19 protein-coding genes are annotated in these 18229 nt (G+C 68.0%); 6 read left to right on the top strand and 13 right to left on the bottom strand.

Annotated features, from left to right (window positions below; genetic code table 11):
• Positions 1 to 3: 3 nt before the first annotated feature.
• From D3654_RS11695 to D3654_RS11680, 4 genes are all read right to left on the bottom strand, one after another.
• A complete protein-coding gene (locus D3654_RS11695; RefSeq protein ID WP_120521664.1) occupies positions 4 to 699 on the bottom strand; it encodes an SDR family oxidoreductase in 696 nt (231 codons plus the stop codon).
• Positions 696 to 1787, bottom strand: a complete 1092-nt coding sequence (locus tag D3654_RS11690; RefSeq protein WP_245413196.1) for a glycosyltransferase — start codon at positions 1785 to 1787, stop codon at positions 696 to 698. The genes D3654_RS11695 and D3654_RS11690 overlap by 4 nt, the downstream gene beginning before the upstream one ends.
• Entirely contained in the window at positions 1784 to 2866 is a 1083-nt protein-coding gene (locus tag D3654_RS11685) for a glycosyltransferase family 9 protein (RefSeq protein ID WP_120521663.1), read from the bottom strand. The genes D3654_RS11690 and D3654_RS11685 overlap by 4 nt, the downstream gene beginning before the upstream one ends.
• 148 nt (positions 2867 to 3014) lie before the next feature.
• Positions 3015 to 3749: a sigma-70 family RNA polymerase sigma factor gene (locus D3654_RS11680; RefSeq protein ID WP_245413195.1), complete on the bottom strand. Its 735-nt coding sequence runs from the start codon at positions 3747 to 3749 to the stop codon at positions 3015 to 3017.
• A 131-nt stretch (positions 3750 to 3880) separates the two neighbouring features.
• Here D3654_RS11680 and D3654_RS11675 point away from each other — a divergent pair, with 131 nt between their 5' ends.
• Positions 3881 to 4621, top strand: coding sequence for a GAF and ANTAR domain-containing protein (locus D3654_RS11675; protein WP_120521662.1), 741 nt, complete (start codon positions 3881 to 3883; stop codon positions 4619 to 4621).
• A 36-nt stretch (positions 4622 to 4657) separates the two neighbouring features.
• On the opposite strand, the gene D3654_RS11670 is transcribed toward D3654_RS11675, so the two are convergent.
• Complete coding sequence (locus D3654_RS11670; protein WP_120521661.1) at positions 4658 to 5503, bottom strand: HAD family hydrolase; 846 nt, start codon at positions 5501 to 5503, stop codon at positions 4658 to 4660.
• A 221-nt stretch (positions 5504 to 5724) separates the two neighbouring features.
• Positions 5725 to 7005, bottom strand: a complete 1281-nt coding sequence (gene serS / locus D3654_RS11665; protein WP_120521660.1) for a serine--tRNA ligase — start codon at positions 7003 to 7005, stop codon at positions 5725 to 5727.
• A gap of 113 nt (positions 7006 to 7118) precedes the next feature.
• Here serS and D3654_RS11660 point away from each other — a divergent pair, with 113 nt between their 5' ends.
• Positions 7119 to 8168: a diacylglycerol/lipid kinase family protein gene (locus tag D3654_RS11660; RefSeq protein WP_120521659.1), complete on the top strand. Its 1050-nt coding sequence runs from the start codon at positions 7119 to 7121 to the stop codon at positions 8166 to 8168.
• A gap of 30 nt (positions 8169 to 8198) precedes the next feature.
• Here D3654_RS11660 and D3654_RS11655 read toward each other — a convergent pair whose 3' ends face one another.
• From D3654_RS11655 to D3654_RS11645, 3 genes are all read right to left on the bottom strand, one after another.
• The gene (locus D3654_RS11655) at positions 8199 to 8417 is read right to left on the bottom strand and encodes a hypothetical protein (RefSeq protein ID WP_120521658.1); all 219 of its coding nucleotides are present in this window, start codon (positions 8415 to 8417) and stop codon (positions 8199 to 8201) included.
• A gap of 103 nt (positions 8418 to 8520) precedes the next feature.
• Positions 8521 to 9498, bottom strand: coding sequence for a prephenate dehydratase (gene pheA, locus D3654_RS11650; protein ID WP_120521657.1), 978 nt, complete (start codon positions 9496 to 9498; stop codon positions 8521 to 8523).
• A gap of 42 nt (positions 9499 to 9540) precedes the next feature.
• Complete coding sequence (locus D3654_RS11645; RefSeq protein ID WP_120521656.1) at positions 9541 to 9867, bottom strand: rhodanese-like domain-containing protein; 327 nt, start codon at positions 9865 to 9867, stop codon at positions 9541 to 9543.
• Positions 9868 to 9992: 125 nt separating this feature from the next.
• Here D3654_RS11645 and D3654_RS11635 point away from each other — a divergent pair, with 125 nt between their 5' ends.
• The 3 genes from D3654_RS11635 to D3654_RS11625 all read left to right on the top strand — a co-directional run bounded on the left by D3654_RS11635 (position 9993) and on the right by D3654_RS11625 (position 13698).
• Positions 9993 to 10721, top strand: coding sequence for a Type 1 glutamine amidotransferase-like domain-containing protein (locus D3654_RS11635; RefSeq protein WP_120521654.1), 729 nt, complete (start codon positions 9993 to 9995; stop codon positions 10719 to 10721).
• Positions 10714 to 12147 (top strand): amidase, encoded by a 1434-nt coding sequence (locus tag D3654_RS11630; RefSeq protein WP_245413194.1) that lies wholly within the window; start codon positions 10714 to 10716, stop codon positions 12145 to 12147. Before D3654_RS11635 ends, D3654_RS11630 begins: the two co-directional genes overlap by 8 nt.
• A gap of 81 nt (positions 12148 to 12228) precedes the next feature.
• Entirely contained in the window at positions 12229 to 13698 is a 1470-nt protein-coding gene (locus D3654_RS11625) for a peptide MFS transporter (protein ID WP_120521652.1), read from the top strand.
• A 108-nt stretch (positions 13699 to 13806) separates the two neighbouring features.
• On the opposite strand, the gene D3654_RS11620 is transcribed toward D3654_RS11625, so the two are convergent.
• Positions 13807 to 14454, bottom strand: coding sequence for a DUF4190 domain-containing protein (locus D3654_RS11620; RefSeq protein WP_120521651.1), 648 nt, complete (start codon positions 14452 to 14454; stop codon positions 13807 to 13809).
• A 160-nt stretch (positions 14455 to 14614) separates the two neighbouring features.
• Between D3654_RS11620 and pgm the strand changes: the two genes are divergently transcribed.
• A complete protein-coding gene (gene pgm, locus D3654_RS11615; RefSeq protein ID WP_120521650.1) occupies positions 14615 to 16267 on the top strand; it encodes a phosphoglucomutase (alpha-D-glucose-1,6-bisphosphate-dependent) in 1653 nt (550 codons plus the stop codon).
• On the opposite strand, the gene D3654_RS11610 is transcribed toward pgm, so the two are convergent.
• From D3654_RS11610 to D3654_RS11600, 3 genes are all read right to left on the bottom strand, one after another.
• Entirely contained in the window at positions 16257 to 16784 is a 528-nt protein-coding gene (locus D3654_RS11610) for a 2'-5' RNA ligase family protein (protein WP_120521649.1), read from the bottom strand. The two genes, pgm and D3654_RS11610, sit on opposite strands and share 11 nt — an antisense overlap.
• 88 nt (positions 16785 to 16872) lie before the next feature.
• Positions 16873 to 17478, bottom strand: a complete 606-nt coding sequence (locus tag D3654_RS11605) for a malonic semialdehyde reductase (protein WP_120521648.1) — start codon at positions 17476 to 17478, stop codon at positions 16873 to 16875.
• Positions 17479 to 17607: 129 nt separating this feature from the next.
• Positions 17608 to 18198, bottom strand: coding sequence for a helix-turn-helix domain-containing protein (locus D3654_RS11600; protein WP_205571789.1), 591 nt, complete (start codon positions 18196 to 18198; stop codon positions 17608 to 17610).
• Between the last annotated feature and the right edge of the window lie 31 nt (positions 18199 to 18229).

The following is an 18229-nucleotide window of genomic DNA, read 5'->3' as shown; positions in this document are numbered from 1 at the left end:
TGGCTACGGCCACGAGGCTTCCTCTGCGGGGCAGATGACCAGTTCACGCACCTCGCTGCCGATTGGCTGGGACAGCGCAAACACCACTGCATGGGCCACGTCTTCGGGATCGTTGAGCATGGACCCGGCCGGCGGCTTGTATTGGTCATCGCTGTGGTCAAAGGCGCGGGTCTTCATTCTGCCCGGGATGATGGTGGTGACGCCGATGGTTCCCCGGGTTTCCGCCGCGAGCGCGCGGCTGAACCCGATGATGCCGAATTCCGCAGCACAGTATGCCGTGGCTTCCGGCACGGCGCGGATTCCAAGGGTGGATGCGATGGTGGTGGCACGACCGTGGGATTCCTTGAGATAGGGCAGCGCGGCGCGCACCACGGAAACAGTGCCCACGAGGTTTACGCCGATGACCTGTTCCCATTCGTCTGCAGGGATGTCCCCGAGCGTGCCCCTGCGGTCGATGCCGGCCGCCGTCACCACGCCGTCGATGCCGCCGAGGCTCTCGGCCGCCTCATGGACTGCCTTCTCCACGGCATCCCGGTTGGAGACGTCCACTTGCAACGACTTCACGCCCGACACCTTGCTGACATCGTGGTCGAAGACGAACGGCGTCCCTCCAGCGTCGAGGATGACTTCGACGATCGCGGCCCCGAGGCCGGAGCCGCCCCCGGTCACGATGATGCGGCCGGGTGGATGCTTTTTCATGCGGTTCCTTTCGGTGGTGATTCCTTCGCACTGGAAGGGTTGGCTTCATGGTCCGAAACCATGGGGATCTTCATCGGCGCGTCCGCGGAAGGCTGGCGGTGTTGCCTGCGGCCCGCGCCCAGCTCGGCCAGGAGCTCGTCCCAGGCATTCAGGAACTTCCCCAGGCCGTAGCGCTCCAACGCCGCCTCCCGGGCCACCAGCCCCATGGCGTAGGCATCGTCCGGATCATCGAGGAGGCGGCGCACAAACACCTGGAGTTCGCCCACGTCGTTGGAAACCAACCCCGCGCCGCGCGGCACCGCACGATGTGTCTCCGTGGTGCCCAACGCCACGACGGGCATGCCCAGGTGCATCGCCTCCAGGAGGCCACGTCCCAGCGACGTCCAGCGGAACAGGTGGAGGTAGAGCCTGCAGCGCGAGAGCTGGCGGTGGAGTTGCGGAGCCGCAACATCCCCTGCGATGAGGAGCTGCTCCTTGCCGGGTCCGTGGCCCGTGAGGTTCAAGGCGTCGGGCAGCGCCTCCGTCGCCGTGCCGAACACCCGCAGCGGCCCCACCCTGGCGAAGCCGGGCAGCAGGTCCGTGCCCGTCACCCGGCCGCGCTTCACCGGTTCGTTTACCACCACGCCCATCTCTTCGCGTTCTCCCGTGTCGAGCCGCCCGGGGTCCGGGATGCCGTGCTCTATCACCGTGGTCCTGGCCGAGCCTGTGTCCCAGATCAGCTGGTTGAAATGGGTCACGTGGACCACGGGAATGGTGTGTTGATCGGCCATCGGGTGCCGTGCGAATGGGACACCGATCCTGGGTGCGTCGTGCTCCACGTAGACGGCCGGCAGATCGACTCCCGGTTGGCGCCGCAGCGCCCAGGCCACTGCAGCGATCTCCCCTGGCCGCTGGAGCACTACGACGTCCACACTGTCCGGATCAATAGCGGCAAGGTCTATTTCCTGCACGCTGACCGGCCACTCACGTCCCCCGCGCTCCAAACCCCACCGACCGCCGTCGGAATCCGCCGGAATCAGGTATTCATGCCGGCCCTTGACGAATGCCTCCAGCCAACCGCCGTGGACGTGCCACACCAGTATTCTCATGAGCTCCGCACCTTTCGTCGGGTGGCAAGGGAGGACACGCCTCCGAGCAGCCGCTTCACGGCCTCCAAAACCTGATCGGGGGTCACTGAGCTCAGGCATGGATGGCCCGGAACGGGACACGTCCGCGCCCGGGTGCCCTTGCAGGCCGCTTCCTGGTCACCCAGCAGTTCCATCGGCACCCCGTACGGCGCCCAGCGGATGGCCGGGACCACCGGCGAGAAAAGGCACACCACGGGCGTCCCGACGGCGGCGGCCAGATGGGCGGGTCCCGTATCGCCGGTGACCACGACGGCGGCCCCCGCCAGGAGCGCCGCGAGCGTGCGGAGGCTGGTCCGGCCGCCGTGGTTGCGGGCAGAAGGCCCTGCCACCGTTGCCGTGAGGGAAGCTTCGGCGGGGCCTCCCGTGACCACGACCCGGTGACCTTCGGCTTCGAGGAGTTCGACTGTGGCTGCGTGGTGCAGCACCGGCCATGCCCTGGCCGGTGCTGCCGCGCCGGGATGGACCACGATGTAGGGCCCCTCGTCCGAGCGTTCTTTGACGAGGTCGTCCGGCGACCGGTTGATATGCAGCTTGCCGTCATCACCATGGGGCAGCTTGAAACCTGCAGCCCGCGCGATGGCCAAGGCACGGGCGGCTTCGGCCTGGTCTTCAGGGAAGTCTTCGCCGGGAGTGAGCCGGACGTCCAACAGGGAACCGGCGCCGTCCGTGGCGGCACCCGTGATCCGTCCGACGCCGGCCAGGCGCAGGAGCATCGCCAGCGGCAGGGGCGATTGGTGGAAGGACGTGAGGATTACGGCTTCCTCAATCCGGGAACTGCGGACGAACCCAAGCAGTTCATCGGCCACCCCGGCGGTGACGGCCGGTGACGGGTTCGCGTTCCAGGGGCAGGACCAGGTGTGGACTTCGGTGACACCCGGGAGCATCTCCCCCGCGTCCGCCCCTTCCGGCCCGCAGAGCAGCACGACGTCGTTGGGGCGGCTTCCGTCAGTCCTGCTTCCGTTGGCGACGGCACGCAGCGCAGGCCCGGAAATGAGCACGTCGCCCATACTGCCCAGCCTGGCTACCAGGACGCGGCTCATCCGCGCGCACCCAAAAGCTCATCCACGCTTGCACGCGGTCCGGTTGCTCCCATACCCGCAACGTTCCCCGGTTCACGCCGTCCTAAACATCACGACGGCGGGAAGTTTCGTGCCGCTGGACCTGACGCCCGGTCCCGGGCTGCCGTACTTAAGGCACGGCTCGCTCGCGGAGGCGGGTTTCGTCGTCGAGCAGTTGGGCCTGGAGGGCAACCAGAATCTTTGCGAGTTTCCGCGAGACCTGCACCTGGGACGTCCCCAGCGTCGCGGCGATGGCGGCCTGCGTTTCCTCCAGGTAGTAGCGCCGGTACAACAGGCGGCGGTCCTCTGCCGGGAGGCTCCGGATGGCAATCCGCAGTGCAAGGAGGTCCTCCAGCCGGTCACCGGATGCACCGACCCCCGGCAACAGGCCTTGGAGACCGTCCCCGTCTTCTCCCGCCGGGGCATCCAGCGAATCGGGCCGCTTGCTGGTGCCAGCCACTAGGGCTTCGCGCACGTGGCGAGGATCCATGTCCAGCTCAGCCGCCACCTCCTCCGGAGACGGGGAGCGCTGCAAAGACTGGGTCATCTCCTCGGCCCGGGCCAGCACTTGGCGCCGCAAGTCCTGGACGGGCCGCGGCGGCCGCACCACCCAGGAGTGGTCCCGAAGGTACCTCTTCACCTCGCCCGCGATCGTTGGAATGGCGTACGCCGGGAAGCCGACGCCCTTGGAATCGTCATATCCGCGGGCGGCCTTGATCAAACCCATGTACGCAACCTGGCGAAGATCTTCAAGGTCGTGATTGTGCGCCGTATACCGGGAGGCGATGGCCTTCGCGAGATTCAGGTGATCCAACACCAAACCATCCCGGAAGCTCTGCCGGATGGTACTTTCGGAGGAAGGCATTGACTGGGCTTGCTGCACGTGGGTTCACCCTTAGGCATACGCATAAAGAGGGTGAGCCGGTTGCAAGACTCCCTAAAAGAGAAGCATACTTATCAATGGCTTTCAACGGTTGTCCAGGATCGGAGATCCACATGGAAGAGCAGCCAGCAACAGACACGCAGCTTGTGGCCGCGGACATCCAGGACCTGCTCCTCGATACGCCCGATGTCGAGGCCTTCCTTACTGAGTTGGCGCGCCACTCGGCAGCCGCACTCGGTTCGCCCGAAGCCAGGGTTTTCTGCGGGGTGACCATGCTCCGCCATCACTCAGCCACCACGGTGGCCAGCAGCGACGAGCGCGCCCTGCTGCTCGATGAACTGCAGTACCAGTTCGAAGAAGGGCCGTGCCTCACGGCCTCGCGGACAGGGGTCCTGATCCACATCCCCGACCTCGAAAAGGACGAAACCTGGCCCGATTACACCGAGGTGGCGGCCAAGAACGGCATCCGGTCCGTGCTGGCCGTGCCGTTCCAACTCCCTGACGACACTGCCAAGGCCGGCTTGAATCTCTACTCCGAAACCGTGAATGGCTTTGACGAGGCAGCGATCCAACGGGCAACGGACTACGTCCAGCAAGCGTCCAAGGGACTCCGCCTGGCCGTCCTCATCGCGCAGCACAGCCAGACCGCGGCGAACCTCCGTGCCGCGATGACGTCCCGGACCGTCATCGACGTCGCAACAGGCATCATCATCGCCCAGAACCGGTGCAGCCAGGCCGAAGCCATGGAAATCATCAAAAAAGCCTCAAGCAACCGGAACGTCAAGCTCCGGGACGTAGCCCAGGCCATCGTCGACAAGGCCGGCGGCGGACCCATCGCAACGCACTTCACGTAGCCCGGTTCCGGGCTGGCCCGCGGAGCCGTGCGGCCCTTACAGGAGGCCGCGCAGGACGGTGGCGGCGCCGTCGTCGTACACGGAAGCGGTGACCTCATCCGCTGCGGCGATCACTTCCTCCGGGGCCTGGCCCATAGCGACGCCGCGGCCGGCCCATTCGAGCATCTCGATGTCGTTGCGGCCGTCGCCGACGGCGAGCGTGTGGCTGCGGTGGGTGCCGAGCCGGCGGCGGAGTTGTTCCAGGGCGCTGGCCTTGGTGACGCCGGCGGCGGCAATGTCCAGCCAGGCGGTCCAGCCGACCGAGTAGGTGACGCCGGAGAGGCCGATCTGCCGGATGGCGGTGGAGAACTCCTCCGGAGTGTTCTCGCTGCTGAAGACGACCACGCGCACCGCGGTCGCATCCAGCATGGTCTGGAAGTCGACGCCGACGGCCTCGACGCCGAAGCTGGCGTCCTGGAAGCGCTCGGTGGAGAGGAAGTTGCCTTCCTCGTCCTCAAGTGCGTACTTGGCGGAGGGAAGCCGTTCGCGCAGGGCCTTGAGGGCCGGGGCGGGATCGAAGGTGGCCTTGTGGATGATCTCGTAGCCGGTGTCCAGGGCCGGGTCCAGGCGGAGGGTCACGCCGCCGTTGCAGCACACCGCGTAGCCGCGTTCCAGGCCGATCTGCTCGATCACGGGCAGGGTGGCGTTGAGGGAACGGCCGGTGGCGATGAGGACGTCGTGGCCTTGCGCGACAACGCCCCTGGCGGCCTCACGGACGCCGGGCGACATGTGGCCGTCGTGGTCCACGAGGGTGCCGTCCACGTCCAGGGCGATCATGAGCTTGTGGTTTGCATTCCGCTGGTCATCGATGCCAGCGACTGAGGAGTCAGTCAAAGTAGTCATGGTCCTTAGTGTCGCAGAGCCCACCGACAGCCACTAGGACCGAGCCCACAGCAGAGGATGAATTCGCCGTGAAGACTTGGGGGCGCGGGTACCCTGCCCCGCCCCCACCGACGCTGCCTACTTCCGGAGGTATGGTTCCACTCCGTGCTGGAGCTGCCCCCAGAGGCTATCGCGCGCGGGACCGGTAACGGCTGCCGCGAGGAATCCCACGATCCCCGCCCCTACAGGACCGGAAGCACCTCAAGGCCGCCCAGGTACTTCTGCAGTGCCTTGGGGACATTGACGGAGCCGTCCGGGTTCTGGTGGTGCTCCAGGATGGCCACGATCCAGCGCGTGGTGGCCAGGGTGCCGTTCAGCGTGGCCACGGCGCGGGTGCCCTTGGGCGTACCGTCCTCGGCGAAGGCGCGTTCGCGCACGTTGAGGCGGCGGGCCTGGAACGTGGTGCAGTTGGAGGTGGAAGTGAGCTCGCGGTAGGCCTGCTGCGTGGGGACCCAGGCTTCGCAGTCGAACTTGCGGGCCGCGGACATGCCGAGGTCGCCTGCGGCGGTGTCGATCACGCGGTAGGGCAGCTCGCACTTGGCCAGCATTTCCTCTTCCCAGGCGAGCAGGCGATCGTGCTCGGCCTCGGCCTCTTCCACCGTGGTGTAGATGAACATCTCCACCTTGTTGAACTGGTGGACGCGGATGATGCCGCGGGTGTCCTTGCCGTGCGACCCGGCCTCGCGGCGGTAGCAGGAGCTCTGGCCTGCGTAGCGGATGGGGCCGCCGGAGAGGTCCAGGATCTCGTCCGCGTGGTAGCCGGCCAGGGCCACCTCGGAGGTGCCCACAAGGTAAAGGTCGTCTTCGGCGAGACGGTAGATCTCGGCGTCGTGCTTCACATCGAAGCCGGTACCCTGCATGGTCTCCGGACGTACCAGGGTGGGGGTGATCATCGGAACGAAACCGGCCTCGATAGCCTGGTCCATGGCCATCTGCAGCAGGGCCATCTCCAGGCGAGCGCCCACGCCCTTGAGGAAGTAGAAGCGGGCACCGGAAACCTTGGCGCCGCGTTCCATGTCGATCGCGCCGATGAGTTCGCCGATTTCCAGGTGGTCCTTCGGCTCGAAGTCCGGGAATTCGCGCGGAGTGCCGACCGTCTTGACCACCACGAAGTCGTCCTCGCCGCCTTCGGGCACGCCGTCGATGATGAGGTTGGGGATGATGCGCAGGAGTTCGTCGTGCTTGGCCTGGGCGGCATCGGCGTCAGCCGAGGCGGCCTTCACGGCGTTGGCGAGCTCCTTGACCTCGGACAGCAGGGCCTGCTTCTCTTCGCCCTTGGCTTGGGCGACCTTCTTCCCGAAGGCGTTCTGCTCGGCGCGAAGGGTTTCGAAGTGGATCAGCGCGGCCCGGCGTTCTGCGTCGGCGGAGATGATCGCATCCACCAGGGACTCGTCCGCTCCGCGGGCGTGCTGGCTGGCGCGGAACTTGTCCGGGTTTTCGCTGAGGTCTTTTACGTCGATCACCTGACAAGGGTATCTAATCGCAGGCGCCCTCCGCGGTCATTGCGCCCCCCGGTGCTCCCCCCGGTCCCCGCGCGGTCCGGAAGGACGGCGCGCCGGGATAATCTTGGAGCATCATGGGCGACTGGATCCTTTATGCGGTTCTCGCTGGGGGCATGGTGGTTTTCCTGGTCTCCAGCTGGTGGGGTGTGCGCCGGCTCAAGGCCCGGCACATCCGGAGCGCGGTGCGCGGTGCATCCCACAGGCCGATGCCCGGCGCCCAGAAGGTGGCCGTGGTACTGAACCCGGTGAAGGGCCACTCGGAAGATGCCCGGCGCGAGATCGCCGATGCCTGCGAGCTGGCCGGCTGGGATGCGCCGGCCTTCTTCGAAACCACGGCTGAGGATCCCGGCCATGCCCAGGCCCGCGCGGCGCTCGACTACGGGGCCGACGTCGTCCTGGTGGGCGGCGGTGACGGCACCGTGCGGGTGGTGGCCGAGGCCCTCGCGGGAACCGCCACCCCGATGGGACTGGTTCCGTTGGGGACCGGCAACCTGCTGGCCCGCAACCTCGACCTGGACGTCAGCGACCTCCGCGGCAACGTCCACACGGCCCTGTTCGGCCATCAGCGCTACATCGACACCGCCCGGATGGGCATCACCAACAGCCGGACCGGCGAATCCTCCGAACACGTCTTCCTGGTCATCGCCGGCATGGGCCTGGACGCCGAGGTGGTGGGCGACACCAACGCCGGCCTTAAGAAGGCCGTGGGCTGGCTTGCGTACACCGAGGCCGGCGTGCGGCACCTGCCGGGCCGGCGCAAGCGCGTCAGCATCTCCCTGGACGGCGAGCCGGAACAGTCCCGGAAGATCCGCAGCGTGCTGTTCGCCAACTGCGGGCTGATCCCGGGTGGCATCGATTTCATCCCTGAGGCCATGATCGACGACGGCATGCTGGACGTGGTGGTGATGAGCCCGCGCAGCGCCATCGGCTGGCTCGCCATGTACGCCAAGGTGCTGTTCAAGCACAACAGGAACCTGCCGGTGATGAACTTCTACCGTTCGGGGAAGGTGGTAATCCGCAGCTCCGAGCCGATGGCCACACAGCTTGACGGCGACCCCGCCGGCGCGGCGACGGAAGTCACCGTCAAGGTGGAAGCGCGGTCATTGCTGGTGCGCGTCCGCTGACCGCGGGACGACGCTTAGCCAGGACGACGCTTAGCTGGCGTCCTTCTGGTCCTTTTGGTCCTTCGCCTCGGCCGCGGCTTTTGCCGCCGCCCGGGCCTCGGATTGCTCGCGGATCATGGCCTGCTCTTCCTCGAAGCGCAGGCGGTCGGCGCGGTCGGCGTCGTCCCCGTCCCAGTCCTGGTTCTCCACTGTCGGTTTCGGGTTGACGATCATTCCCTGGCCGCCGGCGTCGCTGCTCTTATCTGTCATGGCCCGCTCCCTCCGTTTGGGGCATGGTCCATCCGTTATGGATCAGGCAAGCATACGCACTGTTCTTACCCGGCGGTAGGGGGCCGCCCGGCCGGATTCCCGGTCAAAGGACCGGCGTGCCCTCGGCGTCCGGAACGACGCCGGGCGCACCGGCCAGGATGCCGTTCACCCAGGCGTGGGCGGCGGCAAACGCGGCGTCCGAAGTGTGCGGAACAACGGCCGTCTTCTCCTGGTCCGCCCTGGCGTAGGAGCCGAGGAACCGGGTGGCCGGGCTGATCCGGTGCAGGCCGGCGAGGGCGTCCGCCACGCGGGCGTCTTCGGCGTGGCCGTCGGCGTCGATGCTGAAGAAGTAATGCCCCAAGTACTGGCCAGTCGGCCTGGATTCGATGCGGCTCAGGTTCACGCCCCGGGACGCGAACTGGTCCAGGATCTCCATCAGGGCACCGGGCCGGTCCTCGGGCAGCGGGACCACCACGGTGGTCTTGTCCGCGCCGGTGCGGGGCGTGAGCGGACCGGGACGGCTGACGAGCACGAAGCGGGTCACGGCGCCGGGGTTGTCGCCGATGTTCTCGGCGAGGATGTTCAGGCCAGGGCGTTCGGCCGCCACGAGCGGCGCGCAGATGGCGGCGTCGTAATGCCCCTCGTCTTCGAGGAGGCCGACGGCGGCAGCCGCCGTGGAGGAACCCGGAACATATTCCGCTCCCGGGATGTTTTCCTCGATCCACAGGCGGCACTGGGCCCAGGCGTGGCCGTGGGTGGAGATCCGGCGGATGTCCCCGATCCTGACGCCGGGGCGGGCCACCAGCACGAAGGTGATGGGGACCAGCGCTTCGCGGACGATCCGCAGCTCGGGGCCCGTGGCGATCGCATCGAGCGTGGCCGTGACCCCGCCTTCCACCGAGTTCTCGATGGGCACCATCGCGGCGTCCGCCTCGCCCTGGCGCACCCGGTCCAAGGCGGTGTTCACGCTGGAGCACGGCACCCTCGTGGACTCGGCAGCGCCGGGAACCTGCAGCAGGGCAGCCTCGGTGAAGGTGCCCTCCGGGCCCAGGAAGGTGTAGCGCAGCTCGGATGCCGACATCGAGTATTCCTTAGTGGTTATGTATTGGGTGGCGGCGGGCCGTCAGAGGACCACGGGCTTCAGGCCGTTGTCCGACACCATGGGCCGGCCGGCTTCGAACCACATGTCCATGCCGCCGGCGACATTCGTGGCGGTGTAGCCCTGGCCCACCAGCCACTGCGCAGCGCGCATGGACCGGCCGCCGGTGCGGCAGATGATGAAGAGGTCCTCGTCGGCATCGAGCTCATCGAGGCGCACCGGCAGCTGGTCGAGCGGAATGTGCAGTGCGCCGGCCACGTGGCCTGCCGCCCACTCGTACTCTTCCCGCACGTCCAGAATGACTGCGCCCTCCGGGACTTCGCTTGCCGGGATTGTTTCGAAATCGCTCATCGGTCCTTACGCTCCTCTTCGACTCCTTCCAGCTTACGGCCCGTGAACCCGGCCCGCTTCCGGCTCCCGTCCGCCGGCGCTAGGGTGGGCGGGAAAGGTAACGGAACACGCCTAGGAGACCTGTCATGCCCGCCGGAGAACCCACCATCCTGGCCACCTCCGGCGGCTACAAGCCAGGGCAGCGCACCCGGCTGGAGTTCGACCGCCTGGTGCATTACGCCGTCGAGCTTTCCGGAGTGTCCGGGCGGGCGCCGCGGATCGCGCACCTCGGCACGGCGTCCGGGGACCAACGCTGGTTCGCCGCGGAGATGGACCAGGCGGCCCGGATCGCGGGTTTCGACCTGAGCCACCTGAACCTCTTCACGATGCCCAACCAGGAGGACCCCGAAGGGTATCTGCTGGAGCAGGATGTGGTGTGGGTGCACGGCGGGTCGGTGGTGAACCTCCTGGCGGTGTGGCGGGCGCACGGCCTGGACGCCGTGCTCCGCCGGGTCTGGAAGTCCGGGGTAGTGCTGGCGGGCGTCTCGGCCGGGTCCATCTGCTGGTTCCAAGGCGGCACCACCGATTCCTTCGGCCCCGAGCTGCAGCCGGTCACCAACGGCCTGGCCCTGCTTCCCTACGCAAACGGCGTCCACTTCGACTCTGAACCCGCCCGCCGGCCGATGGTCCACCGCCTGGCGGCCGGGGGCGTGCTGGGCGAAACGCACTGCACCGACGACGGCGTCGGGCTGGTGTACCGGGGCACCGACCTGGTGGAGGTGGTGGCCGAGGTCCGGGACCGGGCGGCGTACCGGATCACTGCCGCGGACGGGGCCGTTGCCGAAGAGCGTCTGGAGCCGCGTTTCCTTGGCTGAGTTGCATGACATGGGTGCCGTCGAGCTGCGGGACGGCCTCGCCGCCGGGGACATGTCCGCCCGCGAAGTGGCCACGCATTTCCTGTCGCGGATCGCCGCCCGCAACCACCTGCTGGGCGCCTTCGTCACCGTCACCGCCGAACAGGCGCTGCTCGACGCCGGCGAAGCAGACGCGTTGCACGCACGGCTCCGGCGGGAGGGCCGCCTCCCCGGGCTGCCACCGCTGCACGGGATCCCGCTGGCGTTCAAGGACCTGACGGACGTGGCCGGCGTGGTGACCACGCACGGCAGCGCCGCGCTGGAGCACAAGCCGGCACCCGCCGACGGCGCGCTGGCCGCCGCGCTCAAAGGCGCCGGAGCCGTTTCGCTGGGCAAGACCCAGGTTCCCGAGTTCGGGCTGACGGCCTACAGCGAGAACCGGATAGCGCCGCCGTCGCGCAATCCGCACGCCCTCAGCCGCAGCTCCGGCGGCTCGTCGGGCGGCAGCGCTGCCGCGGTGGCGGCCGGTTTCCTGCCCTTCGCCCCGGGCAGCGACGGCGGCGGCTCCATCCGTATCCCCGCCGCGGCCTGCGGAATCCTCGGCCTGAAGCCAGGACGCGGGCTGGTGCCGGCCGGCGAGAGCCCGGGAGACGCGGCGCGCCTGGTCGTGGCCGGACCGCTGGCCCGGAACGCGGCAGACACGGCGCTGATGCTGGACGCCCTGGTCCCCCGCGAGGCCCAGCCCGACGGCGGCTACCTCGCCGGAGTCCGGCGCGAACCGCAGCGGCTGCGGATCGGCGTCAGCCTGGACAGTCCGTGGAGCGGAGCCTTCCCGTTCGACACCAGCGCCGAAGCCCTGGCGGGACTGGACCGGGGCATCGCGCTCCTTGAAGCCGCCGGCCACGCCGTCTTCGAAACCGAGGTCCGCTACGACAACCGCTACCCGGACGCGTTCACCGCGGCCTGGACGGCCGGCGTCGGGAGCGCCCGGATCCTTCCGCAGCGCGAGGCCCTGCTGACGCCCCTCACCCGGACGTTCCGGAAACGGGCACAGCAGCGCAGCGCACGGAAGGTGGCCGAGGCCGTGGCGTTCCTGCGCGGGTTCACCCAGGAAACCGTGGCGCAGTACGGGCAGTGGGACGTCATCCTCACGCCGTCGCTGGCACAGACAGCGCGGCCGGTGGGTTGGTTCAGCGGAGCGGGCGGCAGCTGGGACTGCGATCCCGACGACGACTACCGCCGGCAGTGCGAATTCGCGCCCTGGTCTTCCATGGTGAACGTGTGCGGGCTGCCCGCGGTCAGCATCCCGGTCAATGTCCCGGCGGACGCCCCTGGCGAGCTGCCGACCGGCATCCAGCTGATCGGCAAGGCGGGTTCGGAGCTGTTGCTCCTGCAGCTCGCAGCGCAGCTGGAGGAGCAGCGGGGAGCACCGGTCCTGCCGGTCTGAGCGGGGTTTCGGGCGCTCTTCGGCCCGCGCTGGGCGTCCACAATGTGACATTGACTACCATTCAGTGTCAGCATGGTGTAAATGAGCACTCCTTTAGATACGGTGTCCCCGGCCAAAACCCAGGGTGACACCTCTTTTTTTGGCCACCCAAAGATGTTGGCCAGCCTGTTCTCCGTAGAGATGTGGGAGCGATTCTCCTTCTACGGAATGCAGGGAATCCTCCTCTACTACATGTACTTCACCGCCGAGAAGGGCGGGCTGGCCATCGACCAGACCCTCGCCGCCGGCCTGGTGGGCGCCTACGGCGGCGGCGTGTACCTTTCGACAATCCTGGGCGCCTGGCTGGCTGACCGGATCTTCGGCTCCGAACGCGTCCTCTTCGGCTCCGCCATCCTGATCATGGCCGGCCACGTGGCCCTGGCCCTGCTGCCCGGCATCCCCGGCCTGATCGCCGGCCTGGTGCTCGTGGCCATCGGATCCGGCGGCCTCAAGGCCAACGCCACCGCCCTGGTCGGCACCCTGTACAAGGAAAAGGACGAGCGCCGCGACGCCGGCTTCTCGATCTTCTACATGGGCGTCAACATCGGCGGCCTCGTGGGCCCGCTGGTGACCGGCTGGCTGCAGGAAAGCAACGGCTTCCACTGGGGCTTCGGCGCCGCCGCGATCGGCATGGCCATCGGCCTGGGCATCTACGCGATCAACCGCAGCAAGCTGCCGCAGGAAGCGCACCACGTGCCGAACCCGCTGCCCGCCACCGGACGCGGCCGCTACGGGCTCATCTTCCTGGCCGTCGCCGCCGTGATCGCCGCACTGCTGGCCACCGGGATCGTCAACGCGGAGAACCTGGCCCGGTCCATGGCCTACGCCGCGATCGGCGCCTCAGTGATCTACTTCGTGCTGATTTTCCGCAGCCCCAAGGTCTCTTCCGTGGAGCGCAGCCGGGTGCTGGCCTTCATCCCGCTCTACATTGCCTCCGCCGCGTTCTGGGCCCTGTTCCAGCAGCAGTTCACGTTCATCGCCGTGTACTCCGAGGAGAAGCTGGACCGCACGCTGTTCGGCTGGGAGATGCCGGCCGCCTGGGTGCAGTCCATCAATCCGGTGTTCATCATCATCTTCGCCGGCGTCATGGCCGCGCTCTGGACCAGGCTGGGCCACAAGCAGCCGAGCTCGCCCCTGAAGTTCTCCGCCGGCCTGCTGGTGATGGGCCTGGCGTTCCTGGCCTTCATCCCGCTCGCCGGGGAAGGCAAGACCCCGCTGCTGGCGCTGGTGGGCATCCTGTTCCTCTTCACCCTGGCGGAGCTGTTCCTCTCTCCGATCGGCCTGTCCGTGAGCACCAAGCTCGCCCCGCAGGCGTTCCACACCCAGATGGTGGCGCTGTTCTTCCTGTCCGTGTCCCTGGGCACCACGCTCGCCGGCATCCTTGCCGGGCTGTACAACCCGAAGGACGAACTGCCCTATTTCGTGGGCGTCGGCGGTGCCGCCGTGGTCCTCGCCGTGGCGCTTGCCGCGGGCACCCCGGCCATCAAGAGGCTGATGGCCGGCGTGCGCTGACCGCCCCACGCTAGACGCGACCGTCAAACAGCGACGGCGGTTAAACAGCGACGGCGGCAGGCACCTTGGCGGGATTCCCGCCGGAGTGCCTGCCGCCGTCGTCGTCTGTCAGTTGCGGTAGTAGCCGTACTGCGATGCGGCCGACAGGGCGACGATCAGGAAAATGAGCCACAACAGCCCGAACAGGACTCCGATGTATCCGGTGATGAGGCCGGTCAGGGCGAAACCGCGGCCTGCGGGTTCCTTCTTCAGGCCGATGTGGCCCAGGATCACGGCGGCGATCTGGGGCAGCCCCAGGAACCCGCCGGACACGAGGCCGACGATGCCACAGATCATCGCCGCGATGCTCAGGCCCTTCGGTTCCGCGGGAACGCCGTAGTAGGCGGGCTGGCCGTAAGGGCTGGCCGGCTGGCCATACGCTGCTTGGCCGTACGCTGCCTGGCCGGGCGCCTGGCCATAGGGGCTGGCCGGCTGTCCGTACGGCTGCTGTCCGTACGGCTGCGGCTGCTGGCCATAGGGGCTGGCCGGCTGGCCATACGGCTGCTGGCCGTAAGCGGCATCCTGGGAGTAGGCGCCGGGCTGGGCGGCCGGCTGTCCGTATTGCTCCGAATCCGGCTGGCCCGGGGCGGGCTGCCCTGCACCCGACTGCTCCGTACCGTAGGGTTCCGAACTCGGCGGGATGAACGACGGCGGTTCGTACCCCTGCGGGGCGTCTTTCTTGGGCGTTTCGTCCGGCTTGCCTGGCTGCTCACTCATGAGTTCCCCCTTGTGAAGTGCTGTTTTGCCCAGCCTACCGCCGCACGACAGGTAAACGGACGATGAATCCTCCGGCGTTTGCGGCGACACCGGCCGTCACAGGGGCCAATTCGCGGTCACATCACTTCAACGCCACGAAACGGTCTGGCATGCTGGGGCAATGGCTAGCCGTGCGGGCACAATTGCCCTTCCCCAGGACCTTGTAGACCTCACTGCCCTCCTTGACGCGTACTACGACGTCAAGCCGGATCTGGGCGATCCCTCGCAACGCGTGGCCTTCGGTACGTCCGGCCACCGCGGCTCGAGCCTGAAGGCGTCCTTCAACGAGGGCCACATCCTCGCCATCACCCAGGCGATCGTCGAATACCGCGCCGGCCAGGGCATCACCGGGCCGCTGTTCCTCGCCAAGGACACCCACGGACTGAGCGAACCCGCACAGAACTCCGCCCTTGAAGTCCTTGCCGCGAACGGCGTCACCGTCCTCATCGACGCCCGCCACGGCTACACGCCGACGCCGGCCCTGAGCCACGCCATCCTCAAGTACAACCGGGAAGCCGCACCGGGCAGCCCGCAGGCGGACGGCATCGTCGTCACCCCCAGCCACAACCCGCCGGCCGACGGCGGATTCAAGTACAACCCGCCGCACGGCGGCCCGGCCGACACCGACGCCACCGGCTGGATCGCCAACCGTGCCAACGAACTGCTGGAAGACGGCCTGCGTGGCGTCAGGCGCATCCCGCTCAATGATGCCCTCAAGGCCGAAACCACGGGAAAGTTCGACTTCCTCAGCAGCTACGTGGACGACCTTCCCTCCGTGCTGGACCTGGACGCCATCCGCCGCGCCGGCGTGCGCATCGGCGCCGACCCGATGGGCGGTGCCTCCGTGGACTACTGGGGCGAGATCGGCGAGCGCCACCAGCTGGACCTCACCGTGGTGAACCCCACCGTCGACCCGCAGTGGGCGTTCATGACCCTCGACTGGGACGAGAAGATCCGCATGGACTGCTCCTCGCCGTCGGCCATGGCCTCGCTGATCCAGAAGGTCGCCTCCGGGGACGCCCGCTACGACGTCGCCACCGGTAACGACGCCGACGCCGACCGTCACGGCATCGTCACCCCCGACGGCGGGCTGATGAACCCGAACCACTACCTCGCCGTCGCGATCGACTACCTGTACCGCAACCGCAGCGGCTGGAACCCGGCCTCGGTGGTGGGCAAGACGCTCGTGTCCTCCTCGATCATCGACCGCGTGGCCGCGGGCCTCGGCCGCAAGCTCGTGGAAGTTCCCGTGGGCTTCAAGTGGTTCGTGCCCGGCCTGCTCTCCGGCGAAGGCGCATTCGGCGGCGAAGAGTCCGCGGGCGCTTCCTTCAACAAGCGCGACGGCAGCGTGTGGACCACGGACAAGGACGGCATCCTGCTGGCCCTGCTCGCCTCCGAGATTACGGCCGTGACCGGTTCCTCGCCCTCGCAGCTGTACAAGGGCCTCACCGACCAGTTCGGCTCACCCGTCTACGCCCGCATCGACGCCGCCGCAACGCGCGAGCAAAAGGCCAAGCTGGGCAAGCTCTCCGCTTCCGACGTAACGGCCACCACGCTGGCCGGCGAGGAGATCACGGCCAAGCTCACCGAGGCCCCCGGCAACGGCGCTTCGATCGGCGGCCTCAAGGTGGTCACGGAGAACGCCTGGTTCGCGGCGCGCCCCTCCGGCACCGAGGACGTCTACAAGATCTACGCCGAGTCCTTCAAGGGCGCCGAGCACCTCAAGCAGGTCCAGGACGAGGCCAAGAAGCTGGTGGACGGGGTCATCGCCTAGTTTCGGGCTCGAGGCGCACCTCAGGCTCGAGGCGCCACAGCTTCAGGATCCGGCGGATCGTGTGCTTGCCGCCGGGCGCCATGTCCACGAGGGCGACGCGGTCCAACAGGACGGCGTCGCCCTCGTGCGGCCGCTTGCCGTTGTGGTGCGAGATGTGGGGGCGGTAGCCCTCCAAGGTGTGGTGCAGGGTGGCGACATTCCCGCCCAGCTCCGCGACGGCGTCGAACAGTTCCTCGTGCAAGCCCTGCAGGATCGGGTGGGGGTCCACCAGGCTGACCGGGATGGAACCCTGCCGCCCGAACTTCTCTTCGCCGCCCACGGTGAGTTCCGCCCCCAGCGCGCCCGCCACGGGTGCCGCGGCGAGCGCGGCGAGGTGATCGACGACGTCGGGCTGGCTCCCTGGAGAGGAATCGACGTCGAACCTCAGCAGGGTGATGTGCAGCGGCCAGTCATCGCGGGGAAAGACGAGCCCCTCGGCCACTTCCTCGACGAAGACCACCATGATGAGGTTCCGCATAGGGACAGTTTCCCACCAGCCCCTTTAAACGAGCAGGCCCGGGGCCGCGCTGCGAGCGCGGTACCCGGGCCTCTGCGTCTGTTATTGCTTAGACGGTGCGGACGACGTCGTCGTAGGCGAACTTCGGCTTGGCGGCACCGAAGGCGTCCGGGCCGGGCTGGCCGATGTTGACCACGAGGAAGCTCTTCTGGTCGCCGGCCGGGAAGAAGTCGCGGTCGATCGCGGCGAAGTCGGCGCCGGTCATCGGGCCGGCGGCGAAGCCGAGGGAGCGGACCGCGAGGATGAAGTAACCGGCCTGCAGGTGGGCGTTGTTGTTGCCGGTGGCGGCGGTGACCTCGGCGTCGGCGTCGTACATGGCCTTGGGGGCGTTGTAACCCGGGAGGAAGGTGTCCCACTGCTCGTGCCAGGCGGTGTCGTAGCTGAGGATGGCGACCAGCGGGGCGGACGCGGTCTTGGCCTGGTTGCCCTTCATGAGGGAGTCCACGAGCTTGGCGCGGGCCTCGTCGGAGCGGACGTAGGTGACGCGCAGCGGCTGGGAGTTGAAGGCGGTGGGGCCGAACTTGGTCAGTTCGTAGATGGCCTGGGCCTGCTCGTCGGTGACTTCACCGGCAAAGGAGTTGGCGGTGCGGGCTTCGGCAAAAATGGCGTCGACTGCGGCGGCGTCAATCACTGCTTCTTCGTGGGCGATTGTCATTCGCGTACCTTTCGCTGGGCCCGTGGCTTTCGGGGATGGCCGGGCACTGTTGCTTTCCATGGTTGCAACTTCAAGCGTTTCCTGCCGATTCCCTTAACGCCGCGTGACGTTTGGCACACGGCCCCCCGGTCAGCGCTTGGGGCCCGACTTCGCCCGCACGTGCATCCGCTCGCCCTGCCCGCCGAAGACGCTCAGGAGTTCCACCGGCTGCTCCCCCGCGCTGCCGAACCAGTGCGGTACCCGGGTGTCGAACTCGGCCACTTCGCCGGGACCGAGCACCAGGTCGTGTTCGCCCAGGACGAGCCGCAGCCGCCCGGACAGCACGTACATCCATTCGTAGCCTTCGTGGACGCGCGGATCGGGTTCGGTGTTCGACGCCGGGATCACCATCTTCCAGCTCTGCAGGCCGCCGGGCTGCTTGGTCAGCGGGATGACCGTCCGCCCGTGCACCTGGCGGGGTTTGAGCGTGATCCGCGGGTCCCCGACCTCCGGCGCACCCACCAGGTCATCCAGCGGCACCCGGTACGTCTGCGCCAGCGGGAGCAGCAGTTCCAGGCTCGGCTTGCGCTGGCCGGTCTCCAGCCGGGACAGGGTGCTCTTCGAGATGCCCGTGGTTTCCGCGAGGGCCGTCAGTGTTATGCCGCGCTTTATCCGCAGCCGTTTCAACCGCTCGCCCACCTGGTCGAGTGCCGCCGTGATCCCGTTTGCTCCGTCTTCCACCCACCCATCCAAGCCGGATTTCCCGGAAACA

The organism is Arthrobacter celericrescens (assembly GCF_003614925.1).
GTDB lineage: Bacteria > Actinomycetota > Actinomycetes > Actinomycetales > Micrococcaceae > Arthrobacter > Arthrobacter celericrescens.
This window is presented reverse-complemented; position numbering and strand designations above follow the sequence as displayed.

Excerpts from the sequence above, each read along its gene's own strand:
- D3654_RS11690 (WP_245413196.1), bottom strand. The coding sequence starts at position 1,787 with ATGAGAATACTGGTGTGGCACGTCCACGGCGGTTGGCTGGAGGCATTC.
- pgm (WP_120521650.1), top strand. The coding sequence starts at position 14,615 with ATGGCTAGCCGTGCGGGCACAATTGCCCTTCCCCAGGACCTTGTAGAC.
- D3654_RS11645 (WP_120521656.1), bottom strand. The coding sequence starts at position 9,867 with ATGAGCGATTTCGAAACAATCCCGGCAAGCGAAGTCCCGGAGGGCGCA.
- D3654_RS11685 (WP_120521663.1), bottom strand. The coding sequence starts at position 2,866 with ATGAGCCGCGTCCTGGTAGCCAGGCTGGGCAGTATGGGCGACGTGCTC.
- D3654_RS11695 (WP_120521664.1), bottom strand. The coding sequence starts at position 699 with ATGAAAAAGCATCCACCCGGCCGCATCATCGTGACCGGGGGCGGCTCC.
- D3654_RS11625 (WP_120521652.1), top strand. The coding sequence starts at position 12,229 with ATGAGCACTCCTTTAGATACGGTGTCCCCGGCCAAAACCCAGGGTGAC.
- D3654_RS11680 (WP_245413195.1), bottom strand. The coding sequence starts at position 3,749 with ATGCCTTCCTCCGAAAGTACCATCCGGCAGAGCTTCCGGGATGGTTTG.
- D3654_RS11675 (WP_120521662.1), top strand. The coding sequence starts at position 3,881 with ATGGAAGAGCAGCCAGCAACAGACACGCAGCTTGTGGCCGCGGACATC.
- D3654_RS11655 (WP_120521658.1), bottom strand. The coding sequence starts at position 8,417 with ATGACAGATAAGAGCAGCGACGCCGGCGGCCAGGGAATGATCGTCAAC.
- D3654_RS11610 (WP_120521649.1), bottom strand. The coding sequence starts at position 16,784 with ATGCGGAACCTCATCATGGTGGTCTTCGTCGAGGAAGTGGCCGAGGGG.
- pheA (WP_120521657.1), bottom strand. The coding sequence starts at position 9,498 with ATGTCGGCATCCGAGCTGCGCTACACCTTCCTGGGCCCGGAGGGCACC.
- D3654_RS11620 (WP_120521651.1), bottom strand. The coding sequence starts at position 14,454 with ATGAGTGAGCAGCCAGGCAAGCCGGACGAAACGCCCAAGAAAGACGCC.
- D3654_RS11605 (WP_120521648.1), bottom strand. The coding sequence starts at position 17,478 with ATGACAATCGCCCACGAAGAAGCAGTGATTGACGCCGCCGCAGTCGAC.
- D3654_RS11635 (WP_120521654.1), top strand. The coding sequence starts at position 9,993 with ATGCCCGCCGGAGAACCCACCATCCTGGCCACCTCCGGCGGCTACAAG.
- D3654_RS11670 (WP_120521661.1), bottom strand. The coding sequence starts at position 5,503 with ATGACTACTTTGACTGACTCCTCAGTCGCTGGCATCGATGACCAGCGG.
- D3654_RS11660 (WP_120521659.1), top strand. The coding sequence starts at position 7,119 with ATGGGCGACTGGATCCTTTATGCGGTTCTCGCTGGGGGCATGGTGGTT.